At 75.5% G+C, this 12,576-nt stretch carries 13 protein-coding genes; 9 read left to right on the top strand and 4 right to left on the bottom strand.

Annotated features, from left to right (window positions below; all coding sequences use genetic code 11):
• Positions 1-662: 662 nt before the first annotated feature.
• The 6 genes from ACN27D_RS04590 (at position 663) to ACN27D_RS04565 (ending at position 5,998) form a co-directional block, all read left to right on the top strand.
• Positions 663-935 (top strand): hypothetical protein, encoded by a 273-nt coding sequence (locus tag ACN27D_RS04590; protein WP_421498583.1) that lies wholly within the window; start codon positions 663-665, stop codon positions 933-935.
• 482 nt (positions 936-1,417) lie between these two features.
• Positions 1,418-1,954 (top strand): hypothetical protein, encoded by a 537-nt coding sequence (locus ACN27D_RS04585; RefSeq protein WP_421498582.1) that lies wholly within the window; start codon positions 1,418-1,420, stop codon positions 1,952-1,954.
• 240 nt (positions 1,955-2,194) lie between these two features.
• A complete protein-coding gene (locus ACN27D_RS04580) occupies positions 2,195-2,443 on the top strand; it encodes a hypothetical protein (protein WP_421498581.1) in 249 nt (82 codons plus the stop codon).
• Between the two features lie 891 nt (positions 2,444-3,334).
• Positions 3,335-4,186 carry an ABC-2 family transporter protein gene (locus tag ACN27D_RS04575; protein WP_308212789.1) on the top strand — a complete coding sequence of 284 codons (852 nt, stop codon included), beginning with the start codon at positions 3,335-3,337 and terminating at the stop codon, positions 4,184-4,186.
• 28 nt (positions 4,187-4,214) lie between these two features.
• Positions 4,215-5,015 (top strand): ABC transporter permease, encoded by an 801-nt coding sequence (locus ACN27D_RS04570; RefSeq protein WP_030273041.1) that lies wholly within the window; start codon positions 4,215-4,217, stop codon positions 5,013-5,015.
• A complete protein-coding gene (locus ACN27D_RS04565) occupies positions 5,012-5,998 on the top strand; it encodes an ABC transporter ATP-binding protein (protein ID WP_350816332.1) in 987 nt (328 codons plus the stop codon). Before ACN27D_RS04570 ends, ACN27D_RS04565 begins: the two co-directional genes overlap by 4 nt.
• Here ACN27D_RS04565 and ACN27D_RS04560 read toward each other — a convergent pair.
• Positions 5,982-6,542 carry a helix-turn-helix domain-containing protein gene (locus tag ACN27D_RS04560; RefSeq protein ID WP_013287712.1) on the bottom strand — a complete coding sequence of 187 codons (561 nt, stop codon included), beginning with the start codon at positions 6,540-6,542 and terminating at the stop codon, positions 5,982-5,984. The two genes, ACN27D_RS04565 and ACN27D_RS04560, sit on opposite strands and share 17 nt — an antisense overlap.
• Before the next feature lie 67 nt (positions 6,543-6,609).
• Between ACN27D_RS04560 and ACN27D_RS04555 the strand changes: the two genes are divergently transcribed.
• Together ACN27D_RS04555 and ACN27D_RS04550 are read left to right on the top strand one after the other, a co-directional pair.
• On the top strand, positions 6,610-7,452 hold the full coding sequence (locus tag ACN27D_RS04555) for an AzlC family ABC transporter permease (protein WP_421498580.1): 843 nt from the start codon (positions 6,610-6,612) through the stop codon (positions 7,450-7,452).
• A complete protein-coding gene (locus tag ACN27D_RS04550) occupies positions 7,446-7,754 on the top strand; it encodes an AzlD domain-containing protein (protein WP_091421090.1) in 309 nt (102 codons plus the stop codon). The genes ACN27D_RS04555 and ACN27D_RS04550 overlap by 7 nt, the downstream gene beginning before the upstream one ends.
• A gap of 116 nt (positions 7,755-7,870) precedes the next feature.
• Here the strand turns inward: ACN27D_RS04550 and ACN27D_RS04545 are convergent, their stop codons facing one another.
• The 3 genes from ACN27D_RS04545 to nadA form a co-directional block, all read right to left on the bottom strand.
• Positions 7,871-8,479, bottom strand: coding sequence for a DUF3043 domain-containing protein (locus ACN27D_RS04545; RefSeq protein ID WP_120568747.1), 609 nt, complete (start codon positions 8,477-8,479; stop codon positions 7,871-7,873).
• Between the two features lie 79 nt (positions 8,480-8,558).
• Positions 8,559-9,914 (bottom strand): UDP-N-acetylglucosamine 1-carboxyvinyltransferase, encoded by a 1,356-nt coding sequence (gene murA / locus ACN27D_RS04540; protein WP_120568748.1) that lies wholly within the window; start codon positions 9,912-9,914, stop codon positions 8,559-8,561.
• 214 nt (positions 9,915-10,128) lie between these two features.
• Positions 10,129-11,304 (bottom strand): quinolinate synthase NadA, encoded by a 1,176-nt coding sequence (nadA, locus tag ACN27D_RS04535; protein ID WP_421498579.1) that lies wholly within the window; start codon positions 11,302-11,304, stop codon positions 10,129-10,131.
• A gap of 43 nt (positions 11,305-11,347) precedes the next feature.
• On the opposite strand from nadA, the gene ACN27D_RS04530 reads away from it, so the two are divergent.
• The gene (locus tag ACN27D_RS04530) at positions 11,348-12,508 is read left to right on the top strand and encodes a glycerate kinase (RefSeq protein WP_358172583.1); all 1,161 of its coding nucleotides are present in this window, start codon (positions 11,348-11,350) and stop codon (positions 12,506-12,508) included.
• Positions 12,509-12,576: the final 68 nt, after the last annotated feature.

Here is a 12,576-nt window from a genome sequence, read left to right as displayed (position 1 = left end):
CCGAGCGGCGGTTCTCCGACTGCTCGTCGCTCCGGTTGGTGGTCGCGTCGGCTCCGGCACGGTCCGAGCCCTGCGTGAGCCGAGCGGCCCCGGGACGGTCCGAGCCCTGCGTGAGCCGAGCGGCCGCGTCCGGTCCGGGACGGTCCGTGCCCTGCGTAGGCCGGACGGTCGCGTTCGGTCCGGGGCGGTCCGTGCCCTGGGCGGCCCGGGCGACGGCGTCGGCTTCGGAACGGTCCGTTTCGGGACGGTCCGTTGTCTGCGTGGGCCGGGCGGGCGCGTCGGCTTCGGGACGTCCGGCGTCCGTGTCCGGCGTGGGCCGGCTGCTCGTCTGGGACGTCGCGCCACCGTCGGCGTCGCGACGGTTGGCCTCCGCGCCTGGGACAGGTCGGGTGCCGGTGGCTGGCAGGGGTACGGCGCCCGTGTCCGTACCGGGGCGGCTGGGCGTACCGGCCTGCGGCTCGACGGCGGACCGCTGCACGGCCTGCGCTTCCGGACCGGCAGGCTGCTCCGCCGGTTCGATCGGCGCAGTCGGCACGGTCGGGTGGGCAGGAATGGGGCCGGGATACGCCGGCGGCGCGGGACGGGCCGACGCGGCCTGGGCCGGATCGACCGGAGGTGGGCCCTGACGTTCTTCCGTCCGTCCCCGCGACGGCGTGGTGCGGGTGGACTCCTCGCTTCGCTCCGCCCGTCCGGTGCCGATCGGAGCCTGCGCACCGTGGCTGGGCGAGCCGACGACCGGCGTGGCCGAATCGGAGACCGGTGCGCCGGCAAGCGGCGTGCCCGAGGCGGGCCCGCCGGAGACGGGCGGGCCGGAGACGGGCCTGCGGGAGTCCGGCATACCCGGGACGGGTGCGCTGGTCACCGGGCTCGCGGAAGCGGGCACGCCGGACGTGGAACCCGAAGGCGTGCCGGCCGCGGGTACCCGGGGCGGCTGACCGGAAGGCGCGTCGCGCGGGTCCGGTGCCGGCATCCGCCGCTGCTCGTCCGCATCGGCAGGTGGCACGGGCCGCAGCGGGGCGTTGCCGGCCGACAGCGCCCCGTCGCCGGGACGTACGGGCGTGCGCGGTGCCGACAGCGGATCCGGCCCCGACGGGGCGGGACGGGGACGGTCGTCGGGCCGTACCGGCCACTGCTGCGGCCGGGAATCGGGACGCGCGGCGGCATCGTCCGGCCGGCGACGGTCCTGCTCCGGCTGCGCTCGGCCGGCCTCGGGACGGGACGGGACGGTGTCCGGGCGGGACGGGGCGGTGGGCGGCCGGGTGGGGTGGGGCTGCGTACGCGGACCGGTGCCGTCGGGCTGTCCGCCCGCATTCGCAGGCCGGGCGTCGCGCGGGTCCGGGCGAACGAAACCGTCCCGCGGGTCGTCGGCGGGCGGCATCGGGGGCCGGGACGGTACCGGTCGATCCGTGGACGGGCGGTGCCGCTCGTCGGGCCGGTGCGCGTCGGGTTCCGGCCGGGGGCGCGGCTCGACGATGGGCCACTCGCCCTGGTGCGGGCGGGGCCGGTCGGCCGGTGGGCGCTGCCAACGCTGGTCGGTGCCCGGCCGCGCTGGGGCGGTGGCTTGCGGGTCAGCCGGACGGTGTCGCTGTGCGCCGTACCGGTCGGGCTCGCCCTGCTGCGCGGGCCGCCCGTTCTCGGGTGCCCGGCGCTGGGTGTCCGGGTATGCGGCGGCCTCGCGACCCGGCGCACGGTCGTCCCACCGGCCACCCGCCGGTTCGCGCCGGTCGGCCGGGGGACGTGGGCCGGGCTCGCGCCAGCCGTCAGGGCCGGGTTCACGCCGTCCGTCGTGGCCCGGCCCGCCCCAGCCGGGATCACGCCGGCTCGGCTCGCCCCAGCCCGGCTCACGCCGAGCCGGGTCGCTCCAGCCGGCCGCGTTCCGCTCCGGCGGCGGCACGGCATCGTCGCGCCGGTCGACGCCGGGACCGCGCCGGCCACGGCCGGGATCGCTCGGTGACGGCTCCGGGAAGGGGCCACGGCGTCCGTCGGGCAAAGGCTCGCGGCGCCCGCCGGGGGAGTGGTCCCGGCGAGCATCGGGTGGCGTGCCCCATCGCTCGCCGGAAGCCGCCGGGCGACCGTCGGCCGGGGCGCGCCTGCCGTCCGCCGGGCGGTCGGGCCGGTGCGGGGCGGGGTGCGGGGTCTCGTTCGGCTCCGGCATCCAGCCCGGCTGGGCGGCCCGGCGAGGTGCGCCCTCGGGGTGTACCCAGCGTTGGTCGAGCCGCTCCGGCGGCGGACCGGGGCGGCCGGCCGGCCGGCGCTCGCCGCCGTCCCGACCGGGCAGGAGATCCCGGCGGCCGTCCGCGCCGGGGCTGTCGGGATGCCCGCGCCGCTCGTCCGGCCCCGCGGGGCGCCGTCCGCCGGGACCGGCGGCACCCGTCGGGTACGCCCCGCGCGAGGCCGCCGGCCCGTCCAGGTACGCGCCGCGTGGCCCGGCCGACCCGGCTGAGTGCCCGCCGCGTGGCCCTGTCGGTCCGTCCGGATACGCGCCACGCGGTCCTGGCGGTCCGTCCGGATGACCGTCGCGTGGGCCCGCCGTTCCGTCCGGGTGCGCGCCGCGTGGCCCGGCCGGGCTGGTCGGGTGTACGCCGGGCGGGAACGCAGGGCTGATCGGGTACGCCTCGCGGGGGGCGGCCGGGCTGGTCGGGTATGCGCCGTGTGGACCGGCGGGGCTGACCGGGTACGCGTCCGGCGCACCGACAGGGCCGGCGCGGTGCGCGTCACGCGGGCCCGCCGGGCTGACCGGGTCCGCCCAGCGTGGACCGGCGGGACTGGTCGGATGCGCCTCGCGTGGACCGGCACCGACGGGGTAGGCGCCGTGCGGGCCGGCGGGGCTGACGGGCTCACCGCCGCGCGGGCCGGCCGGACCGACCGGATGACCGGCGGCCGGGCTGACCGGGTGGGCGTCGCGAGGGCCCGCCGGACTCACCGGGCGCCCGCCCTCGTGCGCCGGGGGCCGGGGACCGGCGGGGCTCACCGGGTACGTGTCCGCGTCGGGCGCGGGGCTGACCGGGCGTACCTCGGCCCGGCCGACCACGGCGCGAGGACGCGGCGTCAGGTTCTCGATGCCGATGTCACCGGGGTAGCGCTGCCCGGGGAACTGCGGCTGCCACTCGTGGGTGGGCTCGGCGGCCCAGGCCGGTTCGGCCGGCTCGCGCCAGCTGCCCCAGCCACTCATCGGCAACCCCTCCCGCCGCTCGCGCGGGACGGCCCCGGGGCCGGCTCGCGTCGCTCGCTCACGGCGGTGTCACCTCATTGGAAAATCTCGCGCTGGGGCGCCGGACGTGCCGGTACAGTCGCCCGGTCCAGCACGTCGTGGCTGCGGAAGGAGGGTAACGGCGTGGGCTCGGTCACCGCCACTGTGGCACCACCCACCGGCGCACACGTTACCCCATGGTTTCGGACATTCGGCGCGATCGCGGCGGCCGGGTTCCGTCGGCACGCGACCTACCGTCAGGCCGCCGTGGCGGGGTTGTGCACCAACACCGTGTTCGGTTTCCTGCGCTGCTACATCTTCCTCGCGGCGACGGGTGCGGCGGGCACGGTGGCCGGCTACGACCGGGCGCAGCTCGCCACGTTCGTCTGGGCCGGCCAGGGTCTGCTGGCGGTGATCGCGATCTGGGGCTGGACCGATCTGGCCGACCGGATCCGTACCGGTGAGGTGGCCGCCGATCTGCTGCGGCCGGTGCATCCGGTGACCAGCTACCTCGCCACCGACCTGGGCCGGGCCGGGTTCGCGTCGCTGGTCCGGCTGGTGCCGCCGCTGGTGGTCGGCCCGTTCTTCTTCGCCGTGTACGTGCCCCGGCACTGGGCCACGGTGCCGCTGTTCCTGCTCTCCGCGGTGCTCGCGGTGGTGGTCTGCTTCGGCTGCCGCTACCTGGTCAACGCCACCGCGTACTGGTTGCAGGACGTCCGGGGCCCGATGATCCTGTGGACGCTCGGCTCCGGCGTGCTGGCCGGGCTCTACTTCCCGCTCGGCTTCCTGCCCGGCCCGCTGGAGGCGGTCCTGCGGTACGCCACCCCGTTCCCCAGCATCCTCCAGGTGCCGCTGGACGTGCTCGTCGAGCGGGAGCCGATGTCCGTCGGTCTCACCCTGGTCGGGGTGCAGGCCGGCTGGGCGGTGCTGCTGCTGGCGCTGTGCCGGCTGGTGCAGCGCCGCGCCGAGCGTCGTCTGGTGGTCCAGGGTGGTTGAGCGCGGCAGCGCGCCCAGGGTGGCTGAGCTGGCTGAGCTACGGGCGTACCGGGCGTTGCTCGGTGCGCAGGCGCGCTCGCAGGCGGCGTACCGCACCTCGTTCGTCGTGGACCTGGTCGGCAACGTGGGCGCCACCGTGTTCGACGTGGTCACCGTCCTGGTGATCTTCGGTGTGACGCGGGAGCTGGGCGGTTTCACGCTGCGCGAGACGCTCGTCGTGGTCGGCCTGTCGTCGTGCGGCTTCGCCACCGCCGACCTGCTGGTCGGCAACATCGAACGGCTTCCCCGGTACGTGCGCACCGGCCTCTTCGACGCCGTGCTGGTACGCCCGCTGGGGGCGCTGCCGCAACTGCTGCTGATGGACCTGCCGTTGCGCAAGCTGTCCCGGGCCGTGTTCGGGCTGGCAGTGCTGCTGTTCGCGCTCGTCTCGGCGGGCATCGACTGGACGCCGGGCCGGGTCGCGCTGGCGGTGGTCGCCCCGCTGGCCGCGGTGGTCTTCTTCGGCTCGGTCTTCGTGCTGACCGCCACGGTGTCGTTCTACTGGGTCGACTCCGGCGAACTGGCCAACGCGGTCACCTACGGCGGGCGCGACTTCACCTCGTACCCGGTCACCGTGTACGGCGGGTGGTTCCGCGCGCTGTTCGCGTACGGGATGGGGTTCGCCTTCGTCAGCTACCACCCGGCGCTGGCGCTGCTGGGCCGCGCCGACCCGCTCGGCCTGCCGCAGTGGGCGGGTTGGGCCGCGCCGGGCGTCGCGGTGGTCGCCGCGGCGCTGGCCGCCCTGGCCTGGCGCGTCGGGGTCCGCCACTACCGGAGTACGGGGTCATGAGCGTCATCGAGATGGACGGGCTGCGCAAGGAGTTCACGGTACGGGTGAAGGCCGGGCCGCTGCGGCGCGAGAAGCGGACGGTGACCGCCGTGGACGGGGTCGACCTGCGGGTGGAGCGCGGCGAGATGCTCGGCTACATCGGGCCGAACGGCGCCGGGAAGTCGACCACGCTGAAGATGCTCACCGGCGTGCTGACACCGTCGGCGGGGCGGGCCCGGGTGTGCGGGCTGCGGCCGGTGGCCGACCGGACCAGGCTGGCGCTGCGGATCGGGGTGGTGTTCGGGCAGCGCTCGCAGCTGTGGTGGGACCTGCCGCTGCGGGACTCGTTCGACCTGCTGCGGCACGTCTACCGGGTGCCGGCCGGCGCGCACGCGGCCCGGCTGGCCCGCTGCCGGGGCCTGCTCGACCTGGACGCGTTCCTGGACACCCCGGTCCGGCAGCTCTCGCTGGGTCAGCGGATGCGCGGCGAGCTGACCGCGGCGCTGCTGCACGGCCCGGAGGTGCTGTTCCTGGACGAGCCGACGATCGGCCTGGACGTGGTGAGCAAGCAGGCGGTGCGCGGCTTCCTGGCCGAGCTGGGCCGGGCCGGGGACACCACGCTCGTGCTCACCACGCACGACCTGGCCGACATTGAACGGCTGTGCCGGCGGCTCGTGGTGATCGACCACGGGCGGGTGGTGCACGACGGGTCGATCGCCGAGCTGCACCGCCGGTACGGCTCGCGCCGGATGGTGGTCGCCGAGCTGGACGCGGCGCTGCCCGAGCCGCCGGTGCTGCCCGGCGCGCCGGTGCAGCGGGTGGAGGCGGACGGGCGGCGGCTGGTCTTCGCGCTGGAACGGGCGAGCGTCGCCGAGGTGGTGGCCGGGCTGGCCGGCCTGACCACCTTGCGGGACATCTCGATCGTGGAGCCGGACATCGAGGAGGTGGTGACCCGGCTCTACCGCGCCCCGGCCGGGCCGTCCGCCGTCACGGGTGCTCCATGACGAGTACGGCGAAGGTGCCGGGGGCCAGTGCCTCGTACCGGTGCGGGGTGTCGCCCGGGAAGGTGGCGTAGTCGCCGGGCTCCAGCTCGACCAGGTCGGTCTCGGGACCGACGCGCATCCGGCCGGCGGCGACCACTACGTGCTCGACGCTGCGCGGGGTGTGCGCCTCGGCGAGCCGTACCGCGCCGGGTTCCAGCTCCATCACGTAGACGTCGCGGCGGGCGTGCGGCGCTCCGGCGGCGAGCAGGGTGGCCGAGAAGTCGGCGTGTTCGGACCGGATCCGGGGCCCCTGCCCGGCCCGCACCACCCGGACGGCGGCGGTGGGTGGTTCGACCAGGCGGCTGAACGGTACGTCCAGCGCCACGCCGAGTGCCCAGAGCGTCTCCACGCTGGGGTTGCCGGACCCGGACTCCAGCTGGGACAGGGTGGACTTGGCGATCCCGGCGCGGCGGGCCAGCTCGGTGAGCGACAGGCCCGCCCGCTCGCGTTCGCGGCGCAGCGCGGCGGCGATGGTGGCGAGTGGGGGAGCGGGGTCGATCGCCATTTGTTCGCTCCATCGGTCGGTTTGTTCGGTTTGACGAACCAGCGTGCTCCCGTTCAGGATAATGGACATGCGTACGGCATACCGAACGGGCGACGCCCGGGCGCTCCGCGACGTCGCCGCCATCGGCGCGGCGATGCTCGCCGTGGGCGCGTCGTTCGGCGCCGTGGCGGTGGCCGCCGGTCTGCCCGTGTGGGCCACGCTCGCCATGTCCGCGTTCGTCTACGCCGGCGGCGCCCAGTTCATGGCCGTCGGGCTCGTCGTGGCCGGCAACCCGCTGGCGGCAGTGCTCGCCGGCCTGCTGCTCAACGCCCGGCACCTGCCGTTCGGTCTGGCCCTCGGCGGTGCGCTCGGCACCCGGCGCGCGCAGCGGCTGCTCGGCAGCCACCTGATGACCGACGAGGCGACCGCGTTCGCGCTGGCCCGCCCGGCCGGGCCGCAACGGCGCCGGGCGTTCTGGCTCGCCGGGGTGCTGCTGTTCCTGGCCTGGAACGCCGGCACCGCGCTCGGCGTGCTCGCCGGCGGCGCGGCCGGCGACCCGGCCGCCCTGGGACTCGACGCCGCGTTCCCCGCCGGGCTGGCCGCCCTGCTGCTGCCCAGCCTGCGCGACCGGGAGACCCGCCGGGTGGCGCTCCTCGGCGCCGGCTTGGCAGTGCTGGCGACCCCGCTGCTGCCGGCCGGGCTGCCGGTGCTGCTCGCGCTCGCCGCGCTGGCCCTGCCCCTGCTGGCCCGCCGCCGTCCACCCGCCGCGCCGCCCGGCCCACCCGCCGCGCCGCCCGGCCCACCCGCCGCGTCCGCCGGCCTGTCCGGAGTGCCGTCCGGCCCGGACGCCGCACCGGGCGGCGGTCCGGTCGCCGTGCCGGACGTGGCGGCTGATGGTCGGAGTGTGCGGGCCGGGGAGGTCTCGTGCTGATCGCCGTGATCCTCGCGCTGGCCGCCGGCACCTACGGCTTCCGCGTCGCCGGGGTGCTGCTGCGGGACCGGCTCGACCTGCCCGAGTGGGCCCGTCACCTGCTGCCGGTCGGCGCCGCGACGTTGCTGGCCGCGCTCGCCGCCACCGCGGCGCTCACCGAGGCCGGCGGTTTCGCCGGATACGCCCGGCCCGCCGGTGTGCTCGTCGGCCTGCTGCTGGCGTGGCGCCGGGCGCCGTTCGTGCTGGTCGTGGTCGCGGCCGCGGCCACCACCGCGGTGCTGCGCCTGCTCGGCGTGGCCTGAGCGCGGCGTCGGCGCGGCCCGCAGGGGCGTCGCGCGGGCGGCCCGGGCCGCTCCCGGCAGGACATCGGCCCCTCACCGCAGGGGCGGGAGGGGCCGATCGGTCCGGGTCGCGCCGGTCAGACCTTGTCGCCGATGTTCACCCGGGGCGCGGGCGCGCGCATCCGGCGGAACGTGATCGACCGCATGATCGCGTAGAAGTAGAGCGAGCCGAGCTTCTCGGTGCTCTTCGGGAAACGCTCGCGGACCAGCCGCTTGATCTTCCGGGAGATCAGCACCGAGTCGATCAGCACGCCGAGCGCCAGCGCGCCCCACAGCACGTTCGACAGCAGCCGCACGATCGGCGGCATGGCCTGGTTGGAGCCGAACAGCACGATCAGCGCGCCGCCGAAGAACCAGGTGCCGATCGTCCGCCGGGAGTCGACCACGTTGCGGGCCAGCAGCCGCTCCGGGCCCCGGTCACGCGGGCCGCCCTCGCGGCGGAACTCGGCGGCGGCCTCGGCGCGGGCGGCGCGGCGCTGCGCGCGGGCCTCCTCCTTGGTCAGCGGCTTGGCCGGCGCGGTCGGCCGGCGGCCGGCGACCGGGCGCTTCGGCGTGAGCTGCCCGAGTTCCTTCTTGCTGGGCGTGTAGCCCCGGGGGCGGGCGGCGGCGGACTCCTCGTCGGTCGTCACAGTGGTGACGGACTCCTCGACGAGGTCGGCGGACTTGCGGCGAAACAGCGACGGCACGCGGCAAGGGTAGCCAACCAGCCGCGCCCGGTGCACATCACGGGTGCACCGGGCGCGGCCGGACGAGTGAGCGGGACGGTCAGGGACGCTCGACGTGCGCGCCGAGGTCGGCCAGCTTGGCCTCGAAGTCCTCGTAGCCACGGTTGATCAGGTCCACGCCGTACACCCTGGAGGTGCCCTCGGCGGCGAGCGCCGCGATCAGGTGGCTGAACCCGGCCCGCAGGTCCGGGATGACCAGGTCGGCCGCGTGCAGCTTGCTCGGCCCGGCGATCACCGCGGAGTGCTTGAAGTTGCGCCGGCCGAAGCGGCACGGGGTGCCGCCGAGGCAGTCCCGGTAGACCTGGATGTTGGCGCCCATCGTGTTCAGCGCCTCGGTGTAGCCGAGCCGCTGCTCGTAGACCGTCTCGTGGACGATCGACAGGCCCCGGGCCTGGGTGAGCGCGACCACCAGCGGCTGCTGCCAGTCGGTCATGAAACCGGGGTGCACGTCGGTCTCCAGCGCCACCGCGTTCAGCTCGCCGCCCGGGTGCCAGAACCGGATGCCGCCCTCCTGGCCGGGGCTGCCGCCGCGCGGCGGGCGCAGGTCGGTGACCTCGTACTCGCCGCCGACCGACCGGAAGATGTTCAGGAAGGTCATCATGTCGGCCTGCTGGGCGCCCAGCACCTCGACGTGACCGCGGGTGGCCAGCGCCGCCGCCGCCCAGCTGGCCGCCTCGATCCGGTCCGGGATCGGCCGGTGGGTGTAGCCGTGCAGCTTCTTGACGCCCTGGATCTCGATCACCCGGTCGGTGTGCACCTTGATGATCGCGCCCATCTTCTGCAGCACGCAGATGAGGTCGATGATCTCCGGCTCGACCGCCGCGTTGCGCAGCTCGGTGACGCCCTCGGCCATCACCGCGGTGAGCAGCACCTGCTCGGTGGCGCCCACGCTCGGGTACGGCAGCGCGAACTTCGTGCCGTGCAGCCCGTTGGGCGCGGACAGGTGCAGCCCCTCCGGGGTCTTCTCGACCGTTGCGCCGAACTCGCGCAGCGCCTGGAGGTGGAAGTCGATCGGGCGCGGGCCGATGTGGCAGCCGCCCAGGTCGGGGATGAAGGCGTGGCCGAGCCGGTGCAGCAGCGGGCCGCAGAACAGGATCGGGATCCGGCTGGACCCGGCGTGCACGTTGATCTGGTCGGTGCTGGCGCTTTCGACGTTGGTGGGGTCGAAGACGAGCTCGCCCTCCTCGTCGCCGTCGCTGACCTTGACGCCGTGCAGGCCGAGCAGACCGCGGACCACCTCGACGTCACGGATACGCGGCACGTCGAACAGCCGGCTGGGTGTGTCGCCCAGCAGGGCGGCCACCATCGCCTTGGACACCAGGTTCTTCGCGCCGCGCACGCGGATCCGCCCTTCAAGCGGAGTGCCTCCGTGTACGACCAGGACGTCGTCGGTCAACGCAACCTCCAGCGCGTTGGGTGCTGCCGTGTCTAGTGATGGGTGCACGAAGTTCATCGCTACCCGGAACGCGGTCATGGGAAAACGGGCCGCGTGTGTCGTCGCCCCGGCAGCATAGCCCTCCGTGACGGGAATGGAATCGGTCACATCGCCAGCGAGGGCACGAACCGGGGTGTCCGGTGCGTTTCCGTGCCAGCGGGGTCACCGACGGTGATCAGGCTCCCGGGAGGGCGAGCATCTGGTCCAGCGCGGACCGGGCGTGTCGGGCGGTGTCCGGGTCGACGGTGATCTGGTTGACCACACGCCCGGCGACCAGCTCCTCAAGCGCCCAGACCAGGTGCGGCAGGTCGATCCGGTTCATCGTCGAGCAGTAGCAGACCGCCCGGTCGAGGAACATGATCTGCTTGTCCGGGTGGGCCAGCGCGAGGCGGCGTACCAGGTTCAGCTCGGTGCCCACCGCCCACGCCGAGCCGGCCGGGGCCGCCTCGATCGTCTTGATGATGAACTCGGTCGAGCCGACCAGGTCGGCGGCGTTCACCACCTCGTGGCGGCACTCCGGGTGCACCAGCACGTTCACGCCCGGCACCCGCTCGCGTACGTCGTCGACGCTGTCGAGTGTGAAGCGGCCGTGCACCGAGCAGTGCCCCCGCCACAGGATCATCTTCGCGTCGCGCAGCTGCTCCGGGGTCAGCCCGCCGCTGCGCTTGTGCGGGTCGTAGAGCACGCAGTCGTCGAGCGAGAAGCCCATCTCCAGCACCGCGGTGTTGCGGCCGAGGTGCTGGTCGGGCAGGAACAGCACCTTGCGGCCCTGCTCGAAGGCCCAGTCCAGGGCCCGCTTGGCGTTCGACGAGGTGCAGACCACACCGCCGTTGCGGCCGACGAAGCCCTTGATGTCGGCCGAGGAGTTCATGTACGTCACCGGCACGGTCTCGGCCGCGATGCCCAGGTCGGTGAGCGTGTCCCACGCGGCCTCGACCTGCGACAGCACCGCCATGTCGGCCATCGAGCAGCCGGCGGCGAGGTCGGGCAGGATCACCTTCTGCGCGTCCGAGGTGAGGATGTCCGCGCTCTCGGCCATGAAGTGCACGCCGCAGAAGACGATGTACTCCGCGTCCGGGCGGGCCGCCGCCTCCCGGGCCAGCTTGAACGAGTCGCCCGTCACGTCGGCGAACTGGATCACCTCGTCGCGCTGGTAGTGGTGGCCCAGGACGAACACCTTCGTGCCGAGCGCGGCCTTCGCGGCGGCGGCGCGGGCCACCAGGTCGGGGTCGCTCGGCGCGGGGAGATCACCCGGACACTCCACGCCACGCTCGGTGGCGGGGTCGCTGCCGCGGCCGAGGAGCAGCAGCGCCGTGGCGGTGTTGGACGGCTCAACCCAGGTCGAAGTCACGCCCCCATGGTCCCACAGCGCGACCACGGCGCAGCCGTCCCCGATGTGGCCTGCCACACTGCTGCGCATGCGCGTGCTGCTCTGTCCGGACAAGTTCGCCGGCACGCTGCCGGCCCCCGAGGTGGCCGCCGCGGTGGCCGACGGCTGGCGTGACGTCGCCCCCGGCGACGAGCTGCTGGTCCGGCCCCTCGCCGACGGCGGGCCGGGGTTCGTCGACGTGCTCGCCGGGGCGCTGGGCGGGCGCCGGGTGCCGGTGCCCACGGTCGATCCGCTGGGCCGCCCGGCCGCCGGTGAGATCCTGCTCACCGACGACGGCACCGCGTACCTGGAGAGCGCGCAGGCGTGCGGGCTGCACCTGCTCACCGCCGCCGAACGCGACCCGAAGGCCACCACCTCGTACGGGCTGGGGCTGCTCGTGGCCGCCGCAGTCGAGGCGGGCGCGCGAACGGTGGTGGTGGGGCTGGGCGGCTCGGCCACCAACGACGGCGGCGCCGGGATGCTCGTCCCGCTGGGCGTCACGCCGCTGGACGGCGCCGGCCGGGCCCTGCCGTACGGCGGCGCGGCGCTCGCCGGGGCGGCCGCGCTCGACGGGGAGCCCCGGCTGCGCGGCGCGACGCTCGTCGCCGCCACCGACGTGGACAACCCGCTGCTCGGGCTGCACGGCGCGAGCAGCGTCTTCGGCCCGCAGAAGGGCGCCGACCGGGCCGACGTGCTGCTGCTGGACGCCGCGCTGACCCGCTGGGCGGAGGTGCTGACGGAGCTGCTGCCCGGCTGCCCGCCCGGTCTGGGCGCGCTGCCCGGCGGCGGCGCCGCAGGTGGGCTCGGCGCGGCGGTGCTGGCGCTCGGCGGCCGGTGCGAGTCCGGCATCGGGCTGGTCACCCGCGCGGTGAGGCTGGACGCCGCGCTCGACACGGCCGACCTGGTGATCACCGGTGAGGGCTCGTTCGACCACCAGTCGCTGCGCGGCAAGGTGGTCGCCGGCGTGGCCGGCGCGGCCCGGGACCGGGGCGTGCCCTGCGTGGTGCTGGCGGGACGGGTGAGCACCGGGCGGCGGGAGGCGGCAGCGGCCGGTGTCACCGAGGCGCACAGCCTGGTCGAGCACTTCGGCGGCGAGGAGCACGGGGGAGTGGACGCGGCGATGACCCGTCCGGCCGAGGGGCTGCGCGCGCTCGGCGCCCGCCTGGCGCGGCAGTGGAGCCGCTGACCGGTTCCGCTGGTCACGCCGCCGGGTGGTGACGCCGGAGGCGGCGTACGATCGAAAGACGGACCACA

The organism is Micromonospora sp. WMMD1274 (assembly GCF_049179035.1).
Taxonomy (GTDB): domain Bacteria; phylum Actinomycetota; class Actinomycetes; order Mycobacteriales; family Micromonosporaceae; genus Micromonospora; species Micromonospora tulbaghiae.
This window is presented reverse-complemented; position numbering and strand designations above follow the sequence as displayed.